The organism is Streptococcus sp. 27098_8_82, from assembly GCF_041431615.1.
Classification (GTDB): domain Bacteria; phylum Bacillota; class Bacilli; order Lactobacillales; family Streptococcaceae; genus Streptococcus; species Streptococcus sanguinis_K.
On record NZ_JAPVYB010000002.1, the window covers coordinates 91,660 to 114,550 of the forward strand.

Here is a 22,891-nt window from a genome sequence, read left to right on the forward strand (position 1 = left end):
AGCTTCTAGCTTATAGAAACGGTAAGAAAGTTCCTAGGAGTAAGAGACCAATACTGATAGCAATGATAGCTACAATCAGCTTACCGATAAATTTCCACCAAGTGCCGATATTGATACGTCCAAGTGCCAAAGCCCCCATAACGATACCAGAAGTTGGTGCAACCAGGTTCAGCACACCTGAAGCAGACTGGTAAGCTGTGATGATCAAGCTTGCCTTGACATTGACAAATTCTCCCAAAGGAGCCATGATTCCCATAGTTGCACTGGCCAGACCAGATGATGATGGGATAAGGAAGGACATTGGCAGGTAGAAAATGTAGGTCAAGACGATAAATACTTGTGATGACAGACCGCTGAGTCCTTGTTTGCCCCAGTTGAGGATAGTATCTGTAATCATACCGTCATTCATGATAACTTGAATACCTCGAGCGATTGCTACGATTAGGGCTACGCTAAGCAGGTCAGCTGCACCGTTCATAAATGCTGAGATAATCTTGTCTTCTTTGAGACCGTAAACAGCACCAATCAAGATTCCCATGAAGGCAAAGAGCATAGCTCCTTCTGGGAAGTACCAAGTTCCCAGTGCGGAAGTAGATGAACCAACAATCTTACCGAGTACTGGAAGACCTGTCAGCCAGGTATTGACGTCCTTAAAGATAGTAATACCGAGATCTGTCCAAGGAATGAAACTCAATACCATAAGGACAAATGTCAAAATGAACAATACTAAAACAATTCTTTGTTTTTTGCTCAGTGTTGACTCAACAGATGAAGAAGTTTCAACGTTGAAGTGTTTCAAATCTTCTTCGCGAGTGCTGTAAACCAGTGACTTGGTCGGATCCTTTTGAATCTTATCTGCATAGCGATAAACAAACCAAGTACTGAGAGCTGTCATGACAAATAAGAAGATAAGACGAAGGGCAATCCCTTCACCGGTACCAACACCAGCAGTTGCTGAAGCGATACCAGTTGCAAATGGATTTAGTGTGGAAGCTAAACATCCGATTTGCGAACCCAGCAGGATAATAGCCACTCCAGTCAGACTGTCAAAACCAACCGCCATCATCACTGGTACCAAAAGCGGATAGAAGGCCATGGTTTCCTCACCCATACCATAGGTAGTACCACCGAGGGCAAAGAGAGGCATCAAGACAACAATCAGCATCTTTTCGCGACCCTTGTACTTCTTAACGATAGAGGCAATTCCCACATCCAAAGCGCCAGTTTCATTGACAACACCAAGGAAACCACCAACCATGAGGATGAAGAAGGCAACATCTATCGCAGCAGTAGTTTCCTTGATTAAGGATCCTTCCTCTGGATGCGTACCCAGCATTGCACGAATCGGTGCCATCAGGACATCCCAAATCCCTTGTGGATTTTGTGGCTGAGGCTGATAAACACCTTTTACAAAAGCCCCTGCTGGGATAATCCAAGTCAGCACTGCCATAATGGCAATGATTATCAACAATACGGTGTAAGATGAAGGCATCTTAAACCCTTTTTTTGTTTTTTCACTCATTTGTATTCCCTCCTAAAAATTTTTTAACGAGGTTACGAACCTACATTTCCCTGTATGAGTAAACAAGAAAACGCTTACTTTGTTTTTATTTTACCATATTAACATTGAAAAAGCCAGTATTTTTGAAAATAATCAAAGATTTTCAGGAAAAGACTTCCATCAGCAATAGAGATTACTTGCTATCGCTTTTCAATCAGTTCTATGTCTAGCCTTTTTCAATAATCGTACCGCTCTCAGACTCAATCAGAGCACCAAGATTTTCCAGAGATGTGATAACTGCTTTACCTTCTGGACGGCCATTGACAAAGGCAATAGCTGCTTCTACTTTTGGAAGCATGCTGCCTGGTGCAAATTGTTCTTGCTTGATGTATTCTTCCAATTGAGCAACATTCACATGCTCCAATTTTGCTTGGTCTGGTTTGTTGTAGTTAACAAAGACATAGTCCACACCAGTCAAGACGATGAAGAGGTCTGCATCAACCAACTCCGCTAAGTGTTGAGAAGCAAAGTCCTTGTCAATAACAGCTTCAATACCAGTAAGATGGCCATTGTCTTCCTTGACGACAGGAATCCCGCCGCCGCCCGCAGCCACTACTACTTGACCTTGATTCAAAAGCGTACGGATCGTTTCAATTTCCTTGATATCCACTGGTTTTGGTGAAGCAACAACCTTGCGCCAACCACGGCCAGCATCCTCTTTGAAAGTCGCTCCGCTCTTTTCAGCTTCCGCTTTTGCTTCTTCCTCTGAGTAGAAAGGACCGATTGGCTTGCTGAGGTTGACAAAGGCTGGATCGTTCTTATCCACCACTACTTGCGTCACAACAGAAGCAACATTCTTTTCGATACCTTCATCCAAGAGAGCATTTTGCAAGGCATTTTGCAGCCAGAAGCCGATACTGCCTTCTGTCATAGCCACAAGAGAGTCTAGTGGGAAAGCAGGATTCTTCTCAGAGTTCGCTGCCAACTGTTGCAGCAGCAAATTCCCTACCTGTGGACCATTTCCATGGGTAATGATAAGATCATCCCCGTTTTTTATCAATTTTACCAAATGTTTAGCAGTTTCCATCAAGGCTTCCTGCTGTGCTTTCGCTGATGGGTCAGATGAAAGGATGGCATTTCCTCCCAAGGCTACAACGATTTTACGATTTGACATTAAATTCTCCTTAAATGCGCTCTAATGAATGCGCTTCCAATTTATTTTAGTAGATTTTTTAATTTTCAATAAGAAAATGAGCTTTCCTTATCATATAAAAGAGGGCCAGACTAAAGCTATTAGTCGCAGCCCTCATAGCTGTTGGTAGACGGTTTCTTATGTAAAATTACACTTTTGGAATGTAGAGGTTTCCAAGAGTTGCAGCCATAACCGCTTTAATTGTGTGCATACGGTTTTCTGCTTGGTCGAAATGACGAGCATATTTGCTGCGGAAGACTTCGTCTGTTACTTCCATTTCCTCTACGCCGAATTTTTCAGCGACATCTTTACCGTAAACAGTATTTGTATCGTGGAATGCTGGTAAGCAGTGCAAGAAAATCAAGTTTTCGTTATCAGCTTTCTTCACCAAATCCATGTTTACTTGGTAAGGTTTGAGTAGAGCAACGCGTTCTGCAAACTTGTCTTCTTCACCCATAGATACCCAAACGTCTGTGTAAAGAACATCAGCACCTTTAACTGCTTCGTCAGCATCTTCTGTGATGAGGATATGTGCGCCGCTTTCTTTCGCAAAGCCTTCTGCCAATTCAACGATTTCTTGTTCTGGGAAGAGTTCTTTTGGTGAGAAGATGTGAACGTTGACACCAAGGATAGCTCCTGTTACCAGCAAGCTGTTGGCAACGTTGTTACGTCCATCACCACAGTATACCAATGTCAAGCCTTCCAGACGGCCAAAGTTTTCTTGAACAGTCAAGTAGTCAGCCAACATTTGAGTTGGGTGCCATTCGTCAGTCAGGCCATTCCATACTGGAACACCTGAGAATTCTGCCAATTCTTCTACCATGCGTTGGCTGAAGCCGCGGAATTCAATCCCATCAAACATACGGCCCAATACTTTAGCAGTGTCTTCTGTAGATTCTTTCTTACCAAGCTGGATATCGTTAGCACCAAGGTATTCTGGATGTGCTCCCAGGTCAATAGCTGCTGTTGTAAAAGCTGCGCGAGTACGAGTAGATGTTTTTTCAAACAAGAGAGCGATATTCTTACCAGCAAGATAGTGGTGTTGAATATTGCGTTTTTTCAAATCTTTCAAGTGAGCTGAAAGACCGATAAGGTATTCTAACTCAGCACGGCTAAAGTCTTTTTCTGCTAAGAAGCTACGTCCTTGGAATACTGAATTTGTCATTCTATTATTTCCTCTTTCTTTTCTTTAAGTATTGACTAGCACTTGTATGCTTAGATTTCTTCACGTTCAAATGGCATAGACATACAGCGTGGTCCACCACGACCGCGAACCAATTCACTTCCGCGGATCTTAATCAAACGCAAGCCGTATTCTTCCAAAATCTTGTTAGTAACGGTATTACGATCATACACCACTACCACACCAGGTGCAATAGTCAAGGTGTTAGAACCGTCATTCCATTGCTCACGCGCAGCAGCTACGATATTACCACCGCCACAGCGAATCAGGTGAACTTTTTCTACACCAAGGTTTTCTGCCAAGATTTCTGCCAAATCACCTTTTTCTTCAACAATCTTAAGTTTATCATCAACATAAGTCACAGAGTAAACGCGAAGATCGCCTTCGATTTCTGGGTGAATCGTGAACTTGTCATAGTCAACCATAGTGAAGACAGTGTCTAAGTGCATGAACTTACGGTTGTTAGCAAATTCAAAGGCCAAAACTTTCTTGAAGCCAACATTTTTCTTGAAGATATTGACCAAGAGTTTTTCAATAGAAGCTGCGTCTGTACGTTGTGAGATACCAACTGCCAGCACATCTTTTGAAAGAACCAGTTCGTCCCCACCTTCGATACGTGTATCTTCTTCACGATTGTATACCAAATCCACTTTTCCACCATATACTGGGTGGTGCTTGAAGATGTATTTACCATAAAGAGTTTCACGATTCCGAGTGTCTGCATACATGTGGTTAAGCGATACAGCATTACCAATTGTAGCAAATGGGTCACGTGTGAAGTAAAGGTTTGGCATTGGATCAATAGCGAATGGATAATCAGATTCTACCAAGTCCGTCAATCCTTTTGCTTCTTCAGGAATTTCTGGCAATTCAACTTTTTGAACCCCTGCCATCGTTTTTTCAACCAACTCTCGGCTATCTTTGATACCACGGAGCAGTTCGCGAATGGCTTTCTTGGTTTCACGGCCTCGAATATTGGCTTCTTCCAGATATTCTTCGATGAATTGCTCACGGATTTCTGGAGAAGTCAGTGACTCAGCAGCTAGCTGCTCAAGATAGAGCACCTCAACTCCTTCATTGCGAAGCGCTTGAGCAAAGTTATCATGTTCTTTTTGTGCATCTTCCAAGAAAGGAATATCATCAAAGAGAAGACGTTCCAAATAGTCCGGCTGCAAGTTTTCTAACTCCTTGCCAGGACGGTGCAACATAACTTTTTTCAGTTTTCCAATTTCTGAGAAAACACGAATTGGATGTGTAGACATCTACTATCCTCCTTTTTCTTTGCGGTTTAGGTTTTCCTAAGCCCGTTTACATGTACTATTCTAGCATTTAATGCTACCGCTTTCAAGAAAAAGTCTACATTGCAAATGCCAAATCCTTTGCTTTTTTCTATTTTTATTTTTATAATATTCTTCTTTAAAGCGTTTTCTTTGAATATTTTATGCATTATATTATTTTTGTGAATATTTATTTTTTAAAATAAAATCAATATACGGTTAATATTAGAATATTTTGAATTTATTAAGCAAAAAAGAAGCCAATCAGAACCGATTAGCTTCCAGCAAGGTATTTCATGAAATACTCTTTTTCTTTAAAAGTTAATTTTTTATGTTGGTATTCAATCCGACCTTCATCTAAGAGTTTTTTCAGAACTTGATTGACCGTTTCCCGAGTCGTGGCTCCTAGCTTAGCCAGTTCTTTCATGCTGATAGGAAAGGGCAGGCTATCTCCCACCTTGCACAAATCCATGCAGAGCAGAGACAAGGACTGAACCACACGCTCACTGGCACTGGCCGCTACGACATTGCGCAATCTCAATTCCTGAAATTCCAGGATTTGCGACAGCCGCTTGGTAATAAACAAAAGCTGATCCACACTCTTCTTAGAATATTCTTCAAATAAATCAATAGGAATGGAGAAATATTCGACATTGGTGACAGCGCTGGCTGTGTAATGATAGCACTCATCAAAAAACATACCTCCATAGGGGAAAACACTGTTTTTCTTGACATAATCCATATAAGAAAATGTGTCTGTCGAATCATATTGCTCAATCCGAACATAGCCTTGAGACAAGAGAAAAAGGCGCTCTCGTCGGTCTCCTGCAAAAAAGATAATTTGCCCTTTTGGAATCTTGCGATACTGAATCTCCACAGCCAATTTATCGAAAAGCTCCACTGGCAGATTGACAAAGGCAGGGTGCTGCCGGATAAATTGATAATGCTCCTTGGTAATCATGATAACCCTTTTACTTGATACTTGATACCATTATAGCATAAATCCGCTTACAAATAGAAAATGCTGACTATAAAAGTAAGAAATCCTAACAAAACAAAGAGGTGTGCCCATTTTCTATTCATGGAATTTCTGTCAGCTTGTACTTTTTTGGGCAAGTAATTGCCTACAATTATGAAAACCAAAGCAACTAGCATAGTTACAATTTTACGCACATCAAAACTCTCATTTAAGCCCCGATAAATGGTAGCTAGATACAGCGAAACAAAGGTAAAAGGAAATATCCAGCGAATAAGGTGCTTAAAGGTTCTATTTAAGATATCTTTGGCAATGGTTATCCAGTAAATCATAACTTCTAGTAGCATCATGACAATTGGAAAAGCCGAAACTACTAAAAACTTAGGTAAAAAAGCATTTCCTTTTCCAGATAAGTCAAAGTGAATAGCCAAGTTTTCTGGTAATGTTTGATAGACCCAGATGGCATATAAAACTGGCAGGAGCATGAGTCCAAGCGCCCAGCCTAATTCTTGTAAACTATTTTTTTTCATTTTCGTTTCCTCCTCCAAGAGATTGAAACCAGACAAGAATTTCTTCAAAAACAGTGACATCTAAGCTGTAATAAATAAAGTTCTTCTGCTTTTCTTCTATGAGCAGACCGGCTTTCTTTAGCTGAGAGAGGTGGTAGGATACCGTCGCAGGAGTCAGCTCAAAAGCTTGAGCAATTTCCCCAGCAGACTTCGGACCATGCTTGAGCATTTCCAGAATCCCCCTTCGAACTGGGTCAGCTAGAGCTTTAAGCGTTTGACTGATCCCCATGATTGAACCTTTCCTTCAGGTAAACTTTCAAAATTTTCTTGGTCAGAAAGACTAGTGCCACTACTTCTACCAAGAGCAAAGCTTCAACTGCAAGCGGCGGAAGAACACCTACCTGAGCCAGAGCAGGCGCTAAGTCAATCAGGGCGTGAAGTCCCAGCGCAGCTAAAAAATATACCGGAGCCTTCTCCTTGACCGCCTTCCAAACCCAGAAAGTCAGCAAAATTTGGATGAGAATAGCCAAGATTCGCTCAAGAGCCAAAAGATAGATGCTGCCAGCGCTCATGGAGCGGACATTGTCAATAACTGCTTGAGGAATTTGAGCCAGCGTCTGGGCATTCCCCTGAGTCACTACTTGAGCTATAACCCAAAAGTTTAAGAGACTGACAATACCAACAAACAGAGCCTCAATACCACCATGCCCCAAGCCATAGGCTATACCATCCCTAAAGGTCAGTGGGCGCTTCTTTTGCAACCAGTAAAAGATGACCCAGCGGGCTGTTTCTTCAAAAATAGCTGCCGCAGCAATAGCATAAAGAACGTATAGCCAAGGATTTTCCGTCTGCAAAGCGATAGTTCCATCAGCCTGAGGTTGTAAGACGATACGGTGCAAGATATTTTCCAGAACCTGACTAGACAGATAAAAGCCAACTCCCCCTAAAAGAAAGACTAATAGAGAAATGTGCTTGGTCTTTTTAAAATAAACCAAAGGAACAAGGACTGTCCCTAAAATCAGCAGCATAGCAATCAAGATATGAATGGAAATCATCGTTTTTTCTCCTAAACTGTTTTGGTTTTTTTCTAAATAGATTATACATCTTTCCTTTCTTTCTGTCAAATCTATTTCGAATTTTTTCTAAACAACTTCAATCTAAAAATCATCAAGCTCTACTGCAATAAAAAACGGCTCTATAATTTCTGTAGTGGGTAAAACCACTGTAGGAATGATGGAGCCTATTTGTTGTAGAAAAAAGTCCCATAAGACCTATAATGAAAAGCGACAAAACCATCATTAGAAAGACTCTTATGGAACAGTTCAATTTTACCACAAACTTACTGGGAATAAAAGACCCTAACATCATAATCTTGGATGTTCTAGATGCTGGAACTCATAAAGAAATCATAGCTTTGAACATCAAAAAGGAGAGGACTGATTTAGTCCTCTCCAGATTATAACTTCTCATTAACCCACTACAGTTGACAAAGAGTCCAAAAATCAAACATTTCCCACACTTTCTGAAATCATTTTATCCCCTTACATAGAAAGCAGACACCATTTTATAGCCTCTAGGCATTTCGAGCCTTGCTTCCGTAACAAGCCTATAGTAAAATGTTAGTAACACAAGTCTAAAGGAGGCGCTTATGACTCAAAAAACGATCCGTTGCTGGGCTCCCTGGTCTATTTTAGGAAGCTGGCTGATTTATGTTGCAGATATATTGATTGCTATCTCTGACGGTTTTGGAAAGGGATTTTGGCAGCACATGCCTGATTTAGCAGCTTGGAAAGTTGATTTTGCAGGCTACGCCTTACTTCTTTTTCCGCTTTTAGGAATGGGCGTCTATATCCTCTCTATCGGGCTGAGACAAAAATGGCTAGGAATAGTAGGAGTTTGGATTCTCATGACTGTCTGTGTTTTCCTCCACACCAGCTATTTCTATTTTGCCGCCACTTCGCGGCTGTATGCCCATAATCCCTCTGCCGATATTGCAAAATTACTAGAAAGCTTTTCAATAGTGAAAAATAACTTTCTGCTTATTTATTTCGTACTTATGGCTGTACTTCTCCTATTTATTGTTATCCTCGTTTTGAGTAAGAAAACGGCTTACCCTCGCTGGTTTGCCCTAACAACTCCCTTAACAGGAATTCTCCTTAGTCGGCTACTCAGCGCTATTGTACCAGCCCTTCGTGAAATGCTTTCTCCTATTCTCATTCCCGCCTTTTGGTTTGCTTTAATGATAACAATAGCCATGATTTTTGCCCTAAAGGACAAAAACTTTACCAGCAAGGAAGCAAGTAGCGCCAATAGACAACCTTAAATGCTAACATTAAAAGACAAGTCATAAAACGGCTCTATAATTTCTGTAGTGGGTAAAACCACTGTAGGAATGATAGAGCCTATTTGTTGTAGAAAAAAAGTCCCATAAGACCTATAATGAAAAGCAACAAAACCATCATTAAACTCGTCCAACAAGATAGTCGGAAACTAAGTCAGAAACGATTTTATCGCCCAACTTTTCGCATGCACTTGACCAGCGGAGAGATTCTAGAAAAACTTCTCTCTTGCTCTCAAGAACTCCGAGAACACTATAAACTCTACCAACTCCTGCTTTTTCATTTTCAAGAGAAAAAAACTGAGCATTTCTTTGGTCTCATCGAAAATACCATTTCTTGTGTAAATCCTATCTTTCAAACTGTTTTTAAGACCTTTTTGAAAGATAAGGACAAGATCTTGAACGCGCTGGAACTGCCCTACTCAAATGCAAAACTAGAAGCTACTAACAACCTCATCAAGGTCATCAAGCGCAATGCTTTCGGATTTCGGAACTTTGACAATTTTAAAACTAGAATCCTCATCGCTTTGAACATCAAAAAGGAGAGGACTGATTTAGTCCTCTCCAGATTATAACTTCTCATCAACCCACTACAGTTGACAAAGAGCCAGAATGAGACTAAACAAAAGCGCACAATCTGTGCACTTTGTTTTCACTTGATTTACAAAAGAAAAAGTCCCACTAGTACGGCTGTCAATCCGACTAGGATAAAGAGGTAGGCTAGCCAACGCGGCGCTGGTTTTTCTTCCACCACCACTTTCTTGGGCATATAATTCCCAGAAATCATAAACATCAAGCCTGAAAAAATCAAGGCAATCTTATTAACATTGAAGTGAGAATCGAGAGCATAGAACAAAATAGAAAGATAGACAATGATATGGGTCAAGGGAACAATCCAAAGGACGAAGCGGGCAAAAGCTGGCTTGGTGATTTCTCGGTAAGCCGTTGCCCCATAAACAATCAGCTGTGCCAAAGTCATAAAGATTGGCAGACCCCAGATAAAGAGAAATTTGGGTACATACTTAAATGTCGGGCTAATCGGCGACGTGAAATTGATCCTAATATTCTCTGGCAAACTAGGATAAATCCATAAGGCATAAGCAAGTGGCAGCCAAATAACCAAGAAAGTCAGCAGCAATTCTCTAAGGTTATTTCTCAGTTTCGTTTTCATTATTTTTCCCTCCTAGCGCGGCAATCCAGACCAAAATTTCCTCAAAAACCGTAGCATCTAAATGGTAGTAAATGTAATTTTTCTGCCGTTCTTCATAGATGAGCCCCGCTTTTTTCAACTGGGACAAATGGTAGGATACCGTCGCTCCCGTCAAATCGAAGACTTGAGCGATTTCACCAGCCGACTTAGGACCTTTTTTTAATATTTCTAATATTTCCCGCCGAACTGGATCAGCTAGGGCTTTCATGGTTTCACTAATTCCCAATTTTGATACCTCTTAAAATTGATTTCTAGCTAAGGACAAACAAAGCAACTAGCTCTAGATAAGTCATGGCTCCTACAAATGTAAGCAAGGCGCTACTCAAACGGACAAGATTTTCTGCCAGCAATCCTCCTAAAACTATTTAGAGAACTTTCAAATTCTTTTCTCCATTATACTGTTTTTGAGGATAAAAGACAAGGAGGGCTTAGCTAAACACTTGCTTTTTCTTGGCTAGATAAGCGGTGAGAAGAGCAGCCAGCGCCATAACGATGACTGCTATCAGCCCGCCTGATAGAGGTTCGCTTGGCGTTCCTGCTAAGAAACTGTTGGCTTGACTGGTCAAAGTCGTCTGTAAAAAACTGCCGTGCTGGAGATTATTGCCCGCCCCAATCACTCCAAAGATGCCTAGATAAATCATGTTATGAGCCGCATGCAGCGCTGTGACCAGCCAGAGATTGTCCGTCAGTGCAAAAAGGAGGGAAAGGAAAATCCCGGTCAGAAAGACATTGAGGATATAAAGGACGGACGTTCCACCTTTAAAAATGTGGATAACCGCAAAGAGCAGGGAGTTGAGCAGGACAGCCGGCAGCAAGCTCAGTTTGGTGCGGAGCTTGTTCATGACAAAGCCACGGTAAATCATCTCTTCAGCCAGCGCCTGAAAGAAGAAATTGACCAGGAAAAAGAGCCAAATTCCTAGATTGAACTGCTTTTCGACTTGAATGTGGAGCTGTCCGCCGAGCAGATTGAAGCCCACTTCCAGAAGGACTAAGAAGAAACCCAGTGCTGTACCAAGCAGCAGATTGAACCCTAATTTTTCCTTCCAGAGACCGAAACTGGCAAGACTGCGCCGCTCCCAAAATTTAGCGACGAAGAGAATGATGAGTAAACTGCTACCTAAAAAGACGGATAAAGAAACGATGCCTATCAGTAAGCGATTGGCGTCCGTCATGCTCGGCAGCAAGAGCCATTGGGACAAAGCTCCGCTGATGAGGCTTCCCGCAGCAATCGCAAGAAAAGCCAGCGGCAGGCTCAGCCACCAATTTTTTGCCCCTGCTTCTTCTTGCAAGATTTCCAGACTAGAGCGATGGGCTGTCTTTTGATAAGTATGTGTCATGTGTGACCTCCTTAAGGTGTATTTTCCCCTACACCCTTATCCTAACAAAAGAAGTACACCAACTCAAGCTCTTTTTGGTAAGTGGTTAGATTGCGCTAGTAAGTGGTAGAAAAATCACCTAAAAAAGATTAAGAAATCCCCTGCTGACTTTCTCTCTCTTCGCGCTTGGTCAGCCAAACGGCAATGACAAGAGCAATGAGAGCGCCAAAAAGTCCAGTTGGACTAGGACCAAGGAATTTAAACGTTTCTACCCCACTAACAGTGAAAACGGTAGTTATCATGGCAACGGCATCAATGACCCCATGTCCAAAGGCTGGCAGCCAAATGGTTTTGCTACGTACATAGTAAATATCAAGGATAATCCCAAAAGAAATAGCCATGATATAATAGGGAATTAAATTTAAGAAACGCTCACCCAACGTCCCTGCTCCAATCATATTGACAGGAAAATGCCAAATAGCCCAGATGAGACCACCAATGATGCGTCCCTTAGTCCGTCCGAAGCGCTCTTTCAAATAAGGATAGAGAATACCCCGCCAGCCGACTTCCTCGCCCAAGCCAGAAAGACTGACGACTAGAGTTAAGACCGTAAAAATCATTAAAATTTGAAGGGCGACTTGTGGGTTCAGGGCAAAAGCCAAATGCTGCGGAAAGACAGCAAAATAGACAAGTGCGCCGCCAAGTATAATGCTACAAATGGCTAACCAGCAGGCTAGGTAATCGCGCCATTTACTGGCGAGCTTCAATTTCCAGCCGATAGACTTGACAGGAGCTTTGGCCAAAAAAGCAGCCACCATAGGGGCGAACATTACCACACTTGCGGATAAAATGTTACCGACAAGTTTCTGATTGATCGCATAAAAGTAAGCTATGGCTAGCATACCTGGCCAAGCGAGCCCAAACGCCCAAGCTAGAAACCTTTTAATGGTTGAAGTTGAAATTGTGTTTTGCATATAAAATGCTCCTTTCTTTTTTTTAATTCTAGTTTTCTTTCGCCTCCCGCTTGGTTAGCCAAGTAACCACTACAATGGCTAGTAAGCCTACAAATAGCCCATTGGCTCCAGGCCCGAGATAGGCAAGAGGTTTGACATTGCCTGCGACCAACAAAGAAGTCAGGGGGCCAAGTGTATCAATAGTGGAGTGACCAAAAGCAGGCAACCAAATGGATTTGCTTTTTACATAATAAATATCTAACAAGAAGCCCATAGTAATCGCCATAATATAGTAAGGAAAGATATAGAGAATGGTGTCTAGTGATAATTTGTCCGCAAACAGTAATATAGGCAAATGCCACGAAGCCCAAATCAGACCACCAATGATGCGCCCCTTGGTTCGACCGTAGCGCTCCTTCAGATAAGGATAGAGCACACCCCGCCAGCCTAACTCTTCACCTAAAGCTGGAATGATACAAAGTAAATTTATCCACGTTAGAAAATTAAAGACATACTGCCAAGCTGTGGATTGAACCAGAGCCAGATCGCTAGTTCCAATGCTTTTAGCAAGTAGGCTAAAGGCTAGTGAAAAGTGCTGAGGAAAGATAGCGAAGTAAACCACCGCACCAAAGATAACATAAAAGGCAAGCCAGAGCCAAACCGCAGCATAAGATTTCCACTTTTTGATAAAGTTAGGTCGCCAGCCAACCTCTTTTATGGGCGCTTTAGAAAGAAGAGCGGCGATACTCGGCGCAAACATAGCGGAAATAGAGAAGACCGAGGCTATGACATTTTGCTTTTGCTGAGAGAAATAACATAAGAAAATCATAAGAAACCAACCTATGCCATAAGCCCAGATGAGAAACTTTTTAATCGTTGAAGTTGAAATGGAAGTTTGCATATGAAATGTTCCTTTCTGTCATTTGTAAAATTATAAAGTCCACCATTGGTATAGCGACCAATAGAAAATATTAAAAGCCATGATAAAGGCAGCGGAGCTGGTCGCTAGCGTGAGAGCTATCCGCGCCTTACTAGCTGATTTGAAGGCAGAGCGCCAAACGACTGGCAAAAGGGTGCTAACAACCAAGACCAGTCCTACCATGGCAAAGAGCACGAATTGCAAGCGGCTACCAGCTGTTGAAGCCGTCGCTTGGATAGAGGATAAAGCCGTCACAAAGTTGACTGGCACAATGAGCACAAACACTGCAGTCACATAATGCCAGATGTTCCAGACTAGATTAGCAGGCTGCTGATTTGGCTTGCGGAAAATCAAGCGATACATTTTAACAAGAAAACCACCAATGTAAGCTAGTAGCGCATAAACCACTGCTACAGCTGCCAAAATCAAAACACCATAGTCCTTTACCACATCAAATATAGACATCTTGACCCAGTCGGAAATCGGCAAACTAATCACATAACGTCCATGCTTTTCACCTGCTATCCAGAAACCACGCGATTGAATATTTGGATTATCATTAGGATTTTTGATATAAGTTGTATAGTTGGGCATCATTTTCATCAGAGATAACGGACCTTGATTGAAAGTGCGAGCCATACGGTAAAAGCCGGGCTGGAAGTTTTTCACTTGTTCTTGCGAAGTCGATTTTTTCTGACCGTAGATAAGTTCGGGTATTTTAGAAGTAAAATTAGTCTCCAGCCCTTGATTAACCATAATGACAGAGCCGACACCCGTTTTAAAATCAAGCAAAAGACTAGTCGTAAAGCCCGGCGAATTCCCCCCATGCCCAAGCGTTCTGGTATTTTCATACTCTATTGACCAAAGTCCGTGGGAATTGATTGGAATATCCGTATGAGGAAATGTATTCGTAGGACTGTAAAAGGTCTCCCACGTTTCCGCTCGCTTAAAGAGCGTTTTCTTTTGCAAGAGAACTTGGGCAAAGCGTTTCAAATCTGAAAAGGTTCCCGTTGCCCGCCCTGCTGGATATTCTCCGAGAATAAACGGCTGGTCATCTTTCAGCAAGTTGCCCTCTGTATCATAGGTTTTCTCCTTCTTCCACTGCTTTTGTACATAGGAATTGTCCGACAAATCAGGCTTGAGGGCAGTATGCTTCATGCCTAAAGGCTGGAAGATATGCTCGTGAACATAGTCGGCAAAAGATTGCCCACTTATCCGTTCTACAATATAGCCCGCCAGCGCCGTTCCATAGTTAGAGTAAGACGTCAGCTCACCGGGCTTATAGGATTGCGGCGGTTGACTTTCTTTGAGCAGCTCCTCCAAGCTCTTGTCACTACCCATGTAAAGGGGTGTTTCGTCGAAACTTTCTTGGTGGTTCATGAGGTCAAGCATGGTTATTGGCTTATCGTATTTGAGGTTTGTCAAAAAATCCTTGGGCAGATACTCCTTAATGTCGGCATTGAGGTCAAGTTTTCCTTCTTCCCAGAGCTGCATAACGCTGACCCAGACCATGATTTTGGTCGTTGACCCCCACTCAAAGACCGAGTTGTCATCTACTGCCAGCTTCTTCTCCTTGTCCATATAGCCAAAGTTGTTTTGATAGAGAGTATTGCTGTCTTTGTCAAAGACGGATGTTGCCAGCCCGGCGCTGGTTTTTTCGTGTTCCTTGTAGTAGTCCTCAATTTTCTGACCGATTTGGTCATAAGGCGTGCCCGACGGCAATTTCTGCTGGTCGGCGTAAGCGTGGGCTGCTCCAAAAGCCACCAAGCCACACGTTATTAGCGCCACAGCGCTTTTCAAAAATGATCTTTTCATGATATTCACCTTTCTATTAAAGTGCCCACCACTGGTATAGCGACCAATAGAAAATATTAAAAGCGATGATAAAAGCGGCGGAGCTAGTCGCTAGCGTGAGGTATTTATTTCCTTGCTTCAATCTCTCTTTGAAAAAAGGCAGATAGGGCAGAAAAGCACTAATCAGCAAGACTAGAGCAAGCAAGGCAAAGAGTTGAAAATGCCCCGTCAGACCAGCTAGGTCGAAAGAATTTTTCGCAAGAATAATAGAGAAAAATGAGAATAAATTGCGAAACACCCAAAGAATAAGGAAGCCCGTCAGATAATGCCAGATTGACCAAACAGCTGAGTTGCTTCCCTTATTTTTCCTAGTGAGCAAACGATATAATTTTGCCAAAATACCGCTGAGATAGCAAAGGGCGACATACAGTGCGGCGAGCCCAGCGAGTAATAAACTACCATAATCTTTGATAACATCCAACAAGGGCAGCTTTGTCCTATCTGAAATAGGCAGGTTCAGAATATAGTGCCCTCCTCTTTCTCCTGCCGTCCAAAAACCAAAATAGTCTTTGATAGCCGCATTTTCAGAAGGGTTAGTTAGATAGCTAGTCGACTTGAAAACCCTCAATATAGACAGGGGACCTCCACTAAAAATGCGCGCTTCGCGATAAAAACCAGCTTGAAAATCTCTTTGTGACGCCTTTGAGGCTTCTTTTTTCCCACCATAAATGAGGTCGGGCATGGCGATAGCAAAATGGAACTCATTTCTCTGATTGACTGTAACGACTGAGCCAATCCCTGACTTCAAATCAATCAAGAGGCTGGTCGTAAAGCCCGGCGAATTTCCACCGTGCCCAAGCGTTCTGGTGTTTTCAAATTCTGTCGCCCACAGTCCATGAGCATTGACAGGAACGTCCGTACCCGGATAAGTATGGCTAGCGCTGTAAAAATTCTCCCAAGTCTCTGCTCGCTTAAAGAGCGTTTTCTTTTGCAAGAGAGCTTGGGCAAAGCGTTTCAAATCGGAAAAAGTGCCTGTCGCTCGCCCCGCTGGATATTCTCCGAGGACAAATGGCACATCACCTTTTAGCAAGTTACCTTCTGTATCATAGGTTTTCTCCTTCTCCCGCTGCTTTTGTACATAGCGATTATCCGACAAATCAGGCTTGAGAGCGGTGTGCTCCATACCCAGCGGCTGGAAAATATGCTCGTGGACATAGTCGGCAAAGGATTGCCCGCTCACCCGCTCCACGATATAGCCTGCCAGTGCTGTCCCATAATTAGAATAGGAGGTCACCGTTCCCGGCTCATAAATCTGCGACGGAGCTTTTTTTAGCAATGTCCCTAAACTCTTATCAACACCTATATATAAATGGTAATCCTCAAAACCCGCTTGGTGGTTCATGAGGTCAAGCATGGTAATGGGCTTGTCGTACTTGAGGTTTGTCAAAAAATCCTTGGGCAGATACTCTTTTATATCTGTTTTTAGGTCGATTTTTCCTTCTTCCCAAAGCTGCATGACACTGACCCAAACCGTGATTTTGGTCGTTGACCCCCACTCGAAAACCGAGCTATCGTCTACAGCTAGCTTTTTCTCCTTGTCCATATAGCCAAAGTTGTTTTGGTAAAGAGTGTTGCCGTCCTTATCAAAGACTGCTGCCGCTAGCCCCGCGCTGGTTTTTTCGTGTTCCTTGTAGTAGTCCTCAATTTTCTGACCGATTTGGTCATAAGGCGTGCCCGACGGCAATTTCTGCTGGTCGGCGTAAGCGTGACCCGCTCCAAAAACGACCAGCCCACAAGTTACTAGCGCCACAGCGCTTTTCAAAAATGATGTTTTCATGTTTGCCTCCAATCATCATTTACTAGAGTTCACTCACTCAAAAAGGAAAGAAAAAGGGCAAACCGAACAGGCTGAGAAGCAGCCACAACCAGCCAAAGATAAAGAATAACAGGATTTTAACAAAAACGAAAATATAAAACATGATTTTCTCCTTTCGTATCAGACATTTTTAAAAGAGGAAGAGGCTCACAAGAAAAAGGATTGAGCTGATGCCACTGAAGATATAAGCTAAAACGCGTGGAGCCGGCTCTTGGTCTGCCACTATTTTTCTCGTGAGAAAGTAGCTGACAGCATTAAGGCTGATTGCCACCATAATCCCATTGACCTTAAATATCGGAAAAGACGGATTGAGCGCATAAAGAAGAACGCTGATATAAACTACGGCATTGATAAAGGGAACCAGCCAGTAAAGGAAATGGACAAATTGCTTGTCGATAATCTCCTTAATAGTCGTCGTGTAGCAAACAATCAGTTGAATTACACTCAAGAGAACTGGCAAAAACCAGATAAAGATTTGCTTGGGCATGCCTAGACCGCTATAGGGCAAATGCCCTCTGATTAGCTGAGGTAGGTCTGCATAGATTGACAAAGCGTAGATAAGCGGTAGCCAAATAACGATTAGGCTTGCCACTAATTCTTTCCATTTTAATTTCATTTTCTTTCTTCCTTTTATAATTCCAGACAGTCATCAAAGCGGTCTAAAAGAGCCCGACCTTGATTGTGGGTAATAACGATAACAATGCGGTCTTTAATCGACAAGATATAGTCCATGACTTCCGCTGCCAAGTTGGGATCAAGATTGCTAGTCGGCTCATCAAAAATCAGCACATCATAATCCTTGACCAAGAAGCGCGCCAAATCAATCCGCTGCTTTTCGCCATAGGAAACTTCCTGCCGCTCCAAGTCCAGCTTCTTGCTCAAGAAAGCCTCATTAAAATGCAGACTTTGGTACAAGGAAGTTTGGTCAGGTGCATTTATATCTCTGTATAGCGCGATATTGTCCGCCACACTTCCCTCGATAAAAAAGTCATTCTTTTGGATAAAGGCGATTTTCTGATAAAGGCTGTCGCTTGCTAGCTGGCTGACCGCTTGACCATTGACCATGATTTGACCAGCGTAGTCCTTCTTATCAAAATAATTAAGCAAGAGCTTCATCAAGGTCGACTTGCCCCGACCAGACTCGCCGATAATGGCATAGTGCTTGTCCTTGGCAAACTGATAAGAAAAATCCTGAAAGAGAGCCTTGTCGCCCAACTCCAGACCGAGATGTTCAAAATCAATCCGCTCAATCGTTTCGGTCAGATTTTGAGCGGGCTCCGCTTCTTTCTTAGCCAACTTAGCATCAAAATCATTCTCAATATCCTTGACCGTGCTCATGAGATTTTTGTTATTGATAAAAAGCTGCAAAGGAGTGAAGACAAAGTTCAAAAGCTGAAGACTGGCAATCAAAGCTCCAATCGTCAGTGAGCCTTGACTGACAAACCAAATCCCCAGAGACATACAAAATATCTGAGACAGAAAGCTAAAGAACATCATCAGATTCACAGCGCCTTCTTTTGCCACATTGTAACTTTTTCTGGCTTGCTCAAAATCGCTGTTACTGCTAGACAAGTGCTCAACCACCCTTTTTTGGATTTGCAAAAGTTTGATTTGCTCAAACCCTTCCAAAAAATTGGTGACTTGCTTCAAGAAATGATTGCTTTTCTGGGTAAAATTCGCCGTCGCCTTTCTCATCAAGACCCCCGGAATTTGCGACGCAGCCATGGTCAAAAAAGAAATGAGAATAAAGCCCAGAGCCATGCGCCATTCAATCCAAAAAATAGCCAGTGTACTGATAAAAACTGAAGAAAAGGCAGCCACAATATCACAGCGCGAGGTCAAGTAATTCTCTTGGTAAATATCCATATTCTTGGTCGTTGTGTTGAGATAGCTATTTTCCTGCTCGGAAGCCTTGTCATGCAAATTCTTGTCATAAAAAGAATGGAAAAGCCTCGTTTTGACTTCTTCCAAGACTTGCTTATTATGATTGTTCTTGAACCAAATAGCCAGCAAGCTGCAAAGAGACCAAGCACAAGTGCAAAAAAGGCAGATAAAGAATTGTCCAAGCAAGTTAGAATGAGCCTTCTGCGCACTGTCCACAACAACTCCCAGCTGCAAAGAAAACAAAGTGATAAAAATCGTTGCTCCAATGCTAAAGATAGTCGCACCCAGATAAGAAGCGCGGTATTTCCGTAAAATTTCTTTCAACATTTAATTTTTCCTTCCAATTTTCGTCTATTTTTGAAAACGATCCAAGACGGAATTGCCTAGCAGACGGATAAAACCGTGAGCAAGCCTATAAGCAATAAAAGTAATCCTCTTTTCATCTTTTCTCCTTTATCTATCTATTTAGAAAATTTTCTAAATAAAGAGTACGAAACGAAGCAATCTAATCCTTCTTAGGTATTTCGATTTATTTCTAAATACTCTGGATTAAAAAATCTAGTCTAGAAAAACTAGATTGCCTATTTTGTATTTAAAAATGTTTTTGATTGGATATTTTTTGCAGGTCGTCCTTATTTTTATAGAGCACCCAGGAAAAAACAGCCAGCCAAATGGATAGACCCGTCACTAGACCTACTACGGTTAGTAGGATTGAGTTTCTTGCTTTCTTCATTTTTCCTCCTTTTTGAGTAGAGAAATTTAGAATTTTTTCTAAATAGCTTTTATAAAAAATTGCTCAGTGACTAATTAAACAGAGCAGAATGAAGTAATTAGAACATCTTCTAAATAGATTGTAACACTTCTCTTTCAAAAAAGCAAGAGGTATTTTGGTTTTTTTCTAAATAGCTATCAAAAAATCTAGCCTGTCTAGACTAGATTGCTCTTAGTTCATATTAACCCGATGCCATTCATTGATGACGTAGGCTAACTGACCAACTTGCTCAATTCCGACACCACTGATCTCATCACTGGCCTCGGTGCTACCACCTAAATAAGCCGTATAGAGAGCTATAATATAAGGCTTCTCTTCCATAACTAATGCATCCACATTGAGCGCCTCACGAACATATCCAGGCTTTTGATAGATGGTAATGTCACGCAGATAGCGCTTATAGTATTCACCTGGGAAGGATTCGCCAATATAGTAAAGGATGTCCTTGTACTTTTCCTGATTTTTAGACAAATACTCAAGAACTTGAATATAGTAGTCCGTCGTGGTCTTATTATTCTCCCGGCTGATCGTCTTAATATCAGCCTTGGACTGACCGTAGCGACTAAACATATCATAGGCCTTTTCCATACCGCCCAGACGCTCTGCTAAAGCGTACGCTGGAGTATTTTCAGAATAAACCAAGGAATATTCCTGCATGTCTGATATTCTCATAGCACCGTTGAAAGCACCGACATAGTTATCATGCTCGCCCCTATATTCATAGTTTGTATTGGTAATATCAAACCGCTCGTCCATAGAAAGTTTTCCAGCAGCAACCTCATCTACTACCAGCATATTGAGAGGGAGCTTGTAGGTCGATCCCGCAGTCATAGGCTGGGTATCATTCATTGCAAAGGTCTTGCCAGTCGTCAAATCCTTATATGAAAATGCAACCTGGGAGGGTTCAATTCCCATTTCAGTCATATAAGCCTGAATGACCTGAGTCAAATCCAAATTTGCATAGTCAAATCGCAGCCCCAAAGCATCCATAGTCGGGCCGTCCGCCTCCATGACCTTCTGCTTCTCCTCTGGACTTTTCTCAACAGGCTTCGGCTTTTCTTCAACTAGTTTGGAATCAGGCTTGACTTTCTCTTCTTCCTGTTCTTGCTCGCCAGACTTTGCAAGTTGGGCAGCCTCTTGTGCTTTCTTTTCAATAGCCTTATTTCGTTGGGTTATAAAAAGGAAGATGAAGCCCAGCAGACAAAGACAAGAAAGGACAGCTACGATAATCGTTACAATTTTTTTACTCAAAACATTTCTCCTAGCATTTGTATTATAAAAAATTATGAGGAAAATAACAAGTGAAATCCAGAAAAAAGGTATTTTAAGCATTAAAAAAGGCAAATCTTTAAACGATTCACCTTTTTATATATTGAAACTGCCTGTTTATTTCGCAGCTGCGTAAAGTTGGTCAACCTTTTTCCAGTTAATAACTGAGAAGAAAGCTTGAATGTAATTCGGACGAAGATTGCGGTATTTCACATAGTAAGCATGTTCCCAAACATCCAGTCCTAAGATTGGAGTTTTACCTTCTGAAATAGGAGTATCCTGATTTGCTGTTGAGGTCACTTCCAACTTGCCTTCTTTATTGACAACCAACCAAGCCCAGCCAGAACCAAAACGAGTTGTAGCCGCTGCAGTAAAAGCTGCTTTAAAGTCTTCAAATGATCCAAAAGTAGCTTCAATATCTGCTGCCAATTCTGCAGATGGTGATGTTTCTGCTGGTGTCATCAATTCCCAGAAAAGAGCGTGGTTAAGATGTCCACCACCGTTGTTGATGACTGCCTGACGGATATCAGCTGGAATAGACTCAACATCAGCCAATAATTTTTCCAAATCCTCACCGATTTCAGGATGTTTTTCAAGCGCAGCATTAACATTCGTTACATAGGTATTATGGTGCTTGTCATGATGCAAGTGCATTGTTTCTTCATCAATGTAAGGCTCTAACGCATCGTAAGCGTAAGGAAGATCAGGTAAGATAATTGCCATTTGATAGACCTCTTTTTCTATATGATTATAAAAATGATAACGCAATCATTAGAATTTTTCAACTATTTTGCTTGTAAGTCACCCGTCGCAATCTTGAGCAGAGCCAAATCAAACAGGTAATCTTTATCATACAGCCCCGACTTAATCTGGTAATCCGTTTCAATCAGACAGGCCATGGTCCTTTTAAGAAAGGCTAAACTCAGTGAGCGAGCATCCTTTAAAGCAAACTTGACTTGATAAGGATTGACCTTGCGGCCTAGATAGTCAGACAAATCAGACACAATCTGACTCTCAGCTCTGCCATTTTCTGCTAAAACCTTAACCTGCGTAAAGATACGAAACTGCCCCAGCATAATGGCAATAAGCTTGATTTCATCCTCACCTTGAAGAGTCAAATCTCGTACCAAACTTCTGACCTCATCAATCTTCTGCTGCAAAATCAGCTGGGTCAGGTCAAAAATATTGTCCTGAAGAGTCTTGGGAATGGCCTCGGCAATGTCTTCTAAACCAATCTGACCAGACTCTTTATAACCTTTCAGAAAGGCTAGATTTTTACTAACTTCACTGAACTGAAAACCTGATTTCAGCAGCAACTGATCGAAAGCTGTCGTAGCAAATTGTAATCCTTCTGCCTGCGCTTCCTTACTGAAATAAGCCCGTAGATCTGCTTCCTTGAGTTCTGCAGCCTCAAAAATTTTCCCGTCCCGTTTCAGTAGCTTGACCAGACGGCGCTTGCTATCCAACTTACCTTCTGCGAAGATAACCAGATGAGTTGTATCCGCTGGATTTTCTAGGTAATTTTCAAAAGATTTGAGTTCTTCATCAGTCAGATACCGCTTCTTGGCTGTTGTCAAATCAGCAAAATGGTCCAAAATTACGATTTTTTCATCCGCAAAAAAAGGCAGACTGACCAAGTCCAATTCCACATCCTGATAGTTTGCTTCTTTCATATCGAAAATAGCAGTGTTCAAATCACTCGGTTGAAACTGAATCTGGCGGAGAAACTGCTCTTTCAACAACTCAAACTGCCCCAAATCATCCCCAGCCAAAATGGTCAAAGCAGGAAGATTGCTTGGCGTGATTTTTTTAATTTCCTCAATAGCTAACACCGAAAGTCTCCCCTGCTTTATATTTCTTGTCAATTTTTTTCATGTATTGATTGTAACAAAAAAGAGTCGGAAAGTCTGTTATTTTCTTTG

The 22,891-nt window shown here is 42.0% G+C and carries 22 protein-coding genes and 1 pseudogene; 2 read left to right on the forward strand and 21 right to left on the reverse strand.

Annotated elements, in window-relative coordinates:
* Positions 1 to 10 precede the first annotated feature (10 nt).
* The 8 genes from O3627_RS03765 to O3627_RS03800 form a co-directional block, all read right to left on the reverse strand.
* Positions 11 to 1,522, reverse strand: coding sequence for a YfcC family protein (locus tag O3627_RS03765; RefSeq protein ID WP_125381834.1), 1,512 nt, complete (start codon positions 1,520 to 1,522; stop codon positions 11 to 13).
* Between the two features lie 205 nt (positions 1,523 to 1,727).
* Positions 1,728 to 2,675, reverse strand: a complete 948-nt coding sequence (arcC, locus tag O3627_RS03770; protein ID WP_002906975.1) for a carbamate kinase — start codon at positions 2,673 to 2,675, stop codon at positions 1,728 to 1,730.
* Positions 2,676 to 2,841: 166 nt separating this feature from the next.
* Positions 2,842 to 3,858 (reverse strand): ornithine carbamoyltransferase, encoded by a 1,017-nt coding sequence (gene argF / locus O3627_RS03775; RefSeq protein ID WP_125357110.1) that lies wholly within the window; start codon positions 3,856 to 3,858, stop codon positions 2,842 to 2,844.
* Between the two features lie 50 nt (positions 3,859 to 3,908).
* Positions 3,909 to 5,138 carry an arginine deiminase gene (gene arcA / locus O3627_RS03780; RefSeq protein ID WP_125381835.1) on the reverse strand — a complete coding sequence of 410 codons (1,230 nt, stop codon included), beginning with the start codon at positions 5,136 to 5,138 and terminating at the stop codon, positions 3,909 to 3,911.
* 289 nt (positions 5,139 to 5,427) lie between these two features.
* Positions 5,428 to 6,114 (reverse strand): Crp/Fnr family transcriptional regulator, encoded by a 687-nt coding sequence (locus tag O3627_RS03785; RefSeq protein WP_002912020.1) that lies wholly within the window; start codon positions 6,112 to 6,114, stop codon positions 5,428 to 5,430.
* Positions 6,115 to 6,161: 47 nt separating this feature from the next.
* Positions 6,162 to 6,659 carry a DUF1648 domain-containing protein gene (locus O3627_RS03790; RefSeq protein WP_004187746.1) on the reverse strand — a complete coding sequence of 166 codons (498 nt, stop codon included), beginning with the start codon at positions 6,657 to 6,659 and terminating at the stop codon, positions 6,162 to 6,164.
* Positions 6,646 to 6,927, reverse strand: a complete 282-nt coding sequence (locus O3627_RS03795; RefSeq protein ID WP_002896078.1) for an autorepressor SdpR family transcription factor — start codon at positions 6,925 to 6,927, stop codon at positions 6,646 to 6,648. The genes O3627_RS03790 and O3627_RS03795 overlap by 14 nt, the downstream gene beginning before the upstream one ends.
* Positions 6,905 to 7,693, reverse strand: a complete 789-nt coding sequence (locus tag O3627_RS03800; protein WP_268682932.1) for a YhfC family intramembrane metalloprotease — start codon at positions 7,691 to 7,693, stop codon at positions 6,905 to 6,907. Before O3627_RS03800 ends, O3627_RS03795 begins: the two co-directional genes overlap by 23 nt.
* A gap of 593 nt (positions 7,694 to 8,286) precedes the next feature.
* Between O3627_RS03800 and O3627_RS03805 the strand changes: the two genes are divergently transcribed.
* Positions 8,287 to 8,961: a DUF6796 family protein gene (locus O3627_RS03805; protein ID WP_371621294.1), complete on the forward strand. Its 675-nt coding sequence runs from the start codon at positions 8,287 to 8,289 to the stop codon at positions 8,959 to 8,961.
* A gap of 134 nt (positions 8,962 to 9,095) precedes the next feature.
* Positions 9,096 to 9,551 (forward strand): annotated as a pseudogene (locus O3627_RS03810) (transposase); the annotation flags it as partial.
* A gap of 86 nt (positions 9,552 to 9,637) precedes the next feature.
* On the opposite strand, the gene O3627_RS03815 reads toward O3627_RS03810, so the two are convergent.
* The 13 genes from O3627_RS03815 to holA form a co-directional block, all read right to left on the reverse strand.
* Positions 9,638 to 10,147 (reverse strand): hypothetical protein, encoded by a 510-nt coding sequence (locus tag O3627_RS03815; protein ID WP_002906985.1) that lies wholly within the window; start codon positions 10,145 to 10,147, stop codon positions 9,638 to 9,640.
* A complete protein-coding gene (locus O3627_RS03820) occupies positions 10,125 to 10,412 on the reverse strand; it encodes an autorepressor SdpR family transcription factor (RefSeq protein ID WP_002897962.1) in 288 nt (95 codons plus the stop codon). The genes O3627_RS03815 and O3627_RS03820 overlap by 23 nt, the downstream gene beginning before the upstream one ends.
* A gap of 202 nt (positions 10,413 to 10,614) precedes the next feature.
* A complete protein-coding gene (locus O3627_RS03825; protein ID WP_002906986.1) occupies positions 10,615 to 11,523 on the reverse strand; it encodes a CPBP family intramembrane glutamic endopeptidase in 909 nt (302 codons plus the stop codon).
* A gap of 128 nt (positions 11,524 to 11,651) precedes the next feature.
* Positions 11,652 to 12,476: a CPBP family intramembrane glutamic endopeptidase gene (locus O3627_RS03830; protein WP_002906987.1), complete on the reverse strand. Its 825-nt coding sequence runs from the start codon at positions 12,474 to 12,476 to the stop codon at positions 11,652 to 11,654.
* Positions 12,477 to 12,504: 28 nt separating this feature from the next.
* A complete protein-coding gene (locus O3627_RS03835; protein ID WP_002906988.1) occupies positions 12,505 to 13,356 on the reverse strand; it encodes a CPBP family intramembrane glutamic endopeptidase in 852 nt (283 codons plus the stop codon).
* Positions 13,357 to 13,386: 30 nt separating this feature from the next.
* Positions 13,387 to 15,189, reverse strand: a complete 1,803-nt coding sequence (locus O3627_RS03840; RefSeq protein ID WP_002906990.1) for a serine hydrolase — start codon at positions 15,187 to 15,189, stop codon at positions 13,387 to 13,389.
* 16 nt (positions 15,190 to 15,205) lie between these two features.
* A complete protein-coding gene (locus O3627_RS03845) occupies positions 15,206 to 17,005 on the reverse strand; it encodes a serine hydrolase (RefSeq protein ID WP_002906991.1) in 1,800 nt (599 codons plus the stop codon).
* A 169-nt stretch (positions 17,006 to 17,174) separates the two neighbouring features.
* Positions 17,175 to 17,660 (reverse strand): hypothetical protein, encoded by a 486-nt coding sequence (locus tag O3627_RS03850; RefSeq protein ID WP_002906992.1) that lies wholly within the window; start codon positions 17,658 to 17,660, stop codon positions 17,175 to 17,177.
* A 14-nt stretch (positions 17,661 to 17,674) separates the two neighbouring features.
* Complete coding sequence (locus O3627_RS03855) at positions 17,675 to 19,255, reverse strand: ABC transporter ATP-binding protein (protein WP_268682930.1); 1,581 nt, start codon at positions 19,253 to 19,255, stop codon at positions 17,675 to 17,677.
* A 265-nt stretch (positions 19,256 to 19,520) separates the two neighbouring features.
* Positions 19,521 to 19,661 carry a hypothetical protein gene (locus O3627_RS03860; protein ID WP_002897970.1) on the reverse strand — a complete coding sequence of 47 codons (141 nt, stop codon included), beginning with the start codon at positions 19,659 to 19,661 and terminating at the stop codon, positions 19,521 to 19,523.
* Positions 19,662 to 19,871: 210 nt separating this feature from the next.
* Positions 19,872 to 20,951 carry a serine hydrolase gene (locus O3627_RS03865; RefSeq protein ID WP_002934461.1) on the reverse strand — a complete coding sequence of 360 codons (1,080 nt, stop codon included), beginning with the start codon at positions 20,949 to 20,951 and terminating at the stop codon, positions 19,872 to 19,874.
* 135 nt (positions 20,952 to 21,086) lie between these two features.
* The gene (gene sodA, locus O3627_RS03870; RefSeq protein ID WP_002906995.1) at positions 21,087 to 21,692 is read right to left on the reverse strand and encodes a superoxide dismutase SodA; all 606 of its coding nucleotides are present in this window, start codon (positions 21,690 to 21,692) and stop codon (positions 21,087 to 21,089) included.
* Positions 21,693 to 21,754: 62 nt separating this feature from the next.
* Positions 21,755 to 22,801 carry a DNA polymerase III subunit delta gene (holA, locus tag O3627_RS03875; RefSeq protein WP_048771588.1) on the reverse strand — a complete coding sequence of 349 codons (1,047 nt, stop codon included), beginning with the start codon at positions 22,799 to 22,801 and terminating at the stop codon, positions 21,755 to 21,757.
* Positions 22,802 to 22,891: the final 90 nt, after the last annotated feature.

Bases quoted from the DNA above. Each gene is read 5' to 3' on its own strand.
- arcC (WP_002906975.1), bottom strand. From the start codon at position 2,675: ATGTCAAATCGTAAAATCGTTGTAGCCTTGGGAGGAAATGCCATCCTT.
- O3627_RS03830 (WP_002906987.1), bottom strand. From the start codon at position 12,476: ATGCAAAACACAATTTCAACTTCAACCATTAAAAGGTTTCTAGCTTGG.
- O3627_RS03815 (WP_002906985.1), bottom strand. From the start codon at position 10,147: ATGAAAACGAAACTGAGAAATAACCTTAGAGAATTGCTGCTGACTTTC.
- O3627_RS03845 (WP_002906991.1), bottom strand. From the start codon at position 17,005: ATGAAAACATCATTTTTGAAAAGCGCTGTGGCGCTAGTAACTTGTGGG.
- O3627_RS03840 (WP_002906990.1), bottom strand. From the start codon at position 15,189: ATGAAAAGATCATTTTTGAAAAGCGCTGTGGCGCTAATAACGTGTGGC.
- O3627_RS03785 (WP_002912020.1), bottom strand. From the start codon at position 6,114: ATGATTACCAAGGAGCATTATCAATTTATCCGGCAGCACCCTGCCTTT.
- O3627_RS03860 (WP_002897970.1), bottom strand. From the start codon at position 19,661: ATGAAGAAAGCAAGAAACTCAATCCTACTAACCGTAGTAGGTCTAGTG.
- O3627_RS03795 (WP_002896078.1), bottom strand. From the start codon at position 6,927: ATGGGGATCAGTCAAACGCTTAAAGCTCTAGCTGACCCAGTTCGAAGG.
- O3627_RS03850 (WP_002906992.1), bottom strand. From the start codon at position 17,660: ATGAAATTAAAATGGAAAGAATTAGTGGCAAGCCTAATCGTTATTTGG.
- arcA (WP_125381835.1), bottom strand. From the start codon at position 5,138: ATGTCTACACATCCAATTCGTGTTTTCTCAGAAATTGGAAAACTGAAA.
- O3627_RS03765 (WP_125381834.1), bottom strand. From the start codon at position 1,522: ATGAGTGAAAAAACAAAAAAAGGGTTTAAGATGCCTTCATCTTACACC.
- O3627_RS03825 (WP_002906986.1), bottom strand. From the start codon at position 11,523: ATGACACATACTTATCAAAAGACAGCCCATCGCTCTAGTCTGGAAATC.
- argF (WP_125357110.1), bottom strand. From the start codon at position 3,858: ATGACAAATTCAGTATTCCAAGGACGTAGCTTCTTAGCAGAAAAAGAC.
- sodA (WP_002906995.1), bottom strand. From the start codon at position 21,692: ATGGCAATTATCTTACCTGATCTTCCTTACGCTTACGATGCGTTAGAG.
- O3627_RS03805 (WP_371621294.1), top strand. From the start codon at position 8,287: ATGACTCAAAAAACGATCCGTTGCTGGGCTCCCTGGTCTATTTTAGGA.
- O3627_RS03835 (WP_002906988.1), bottom strand. From the start codon at position 13,356: ATGCAAACTTCCATTTCAACTTCAACGATTAAAAAGTTTCTCATCTGG.
- O3627_RS03790 (WP_004187746.1), bottom strand. From the start codon at position 6,659: ATGAAAAAAAATAGTTTACAAGAATTAGGCTGGGCGCTTGGACTCATG.
- O3627_RS03855 (WP_268682930.1), bottom strand. From the start codon at position 19,255: ATGTTGAAAGAAATTTTACGGAAATACCGCGCTTCTTATCTGGGTGCG.
- O3627_RS03800 (WP_268682932.1), bottom strand. From the start codon at position 7,693: ATGATTTCCATTCATATCTTGATTGCTATGCTGCTGATTTTAGGGACA.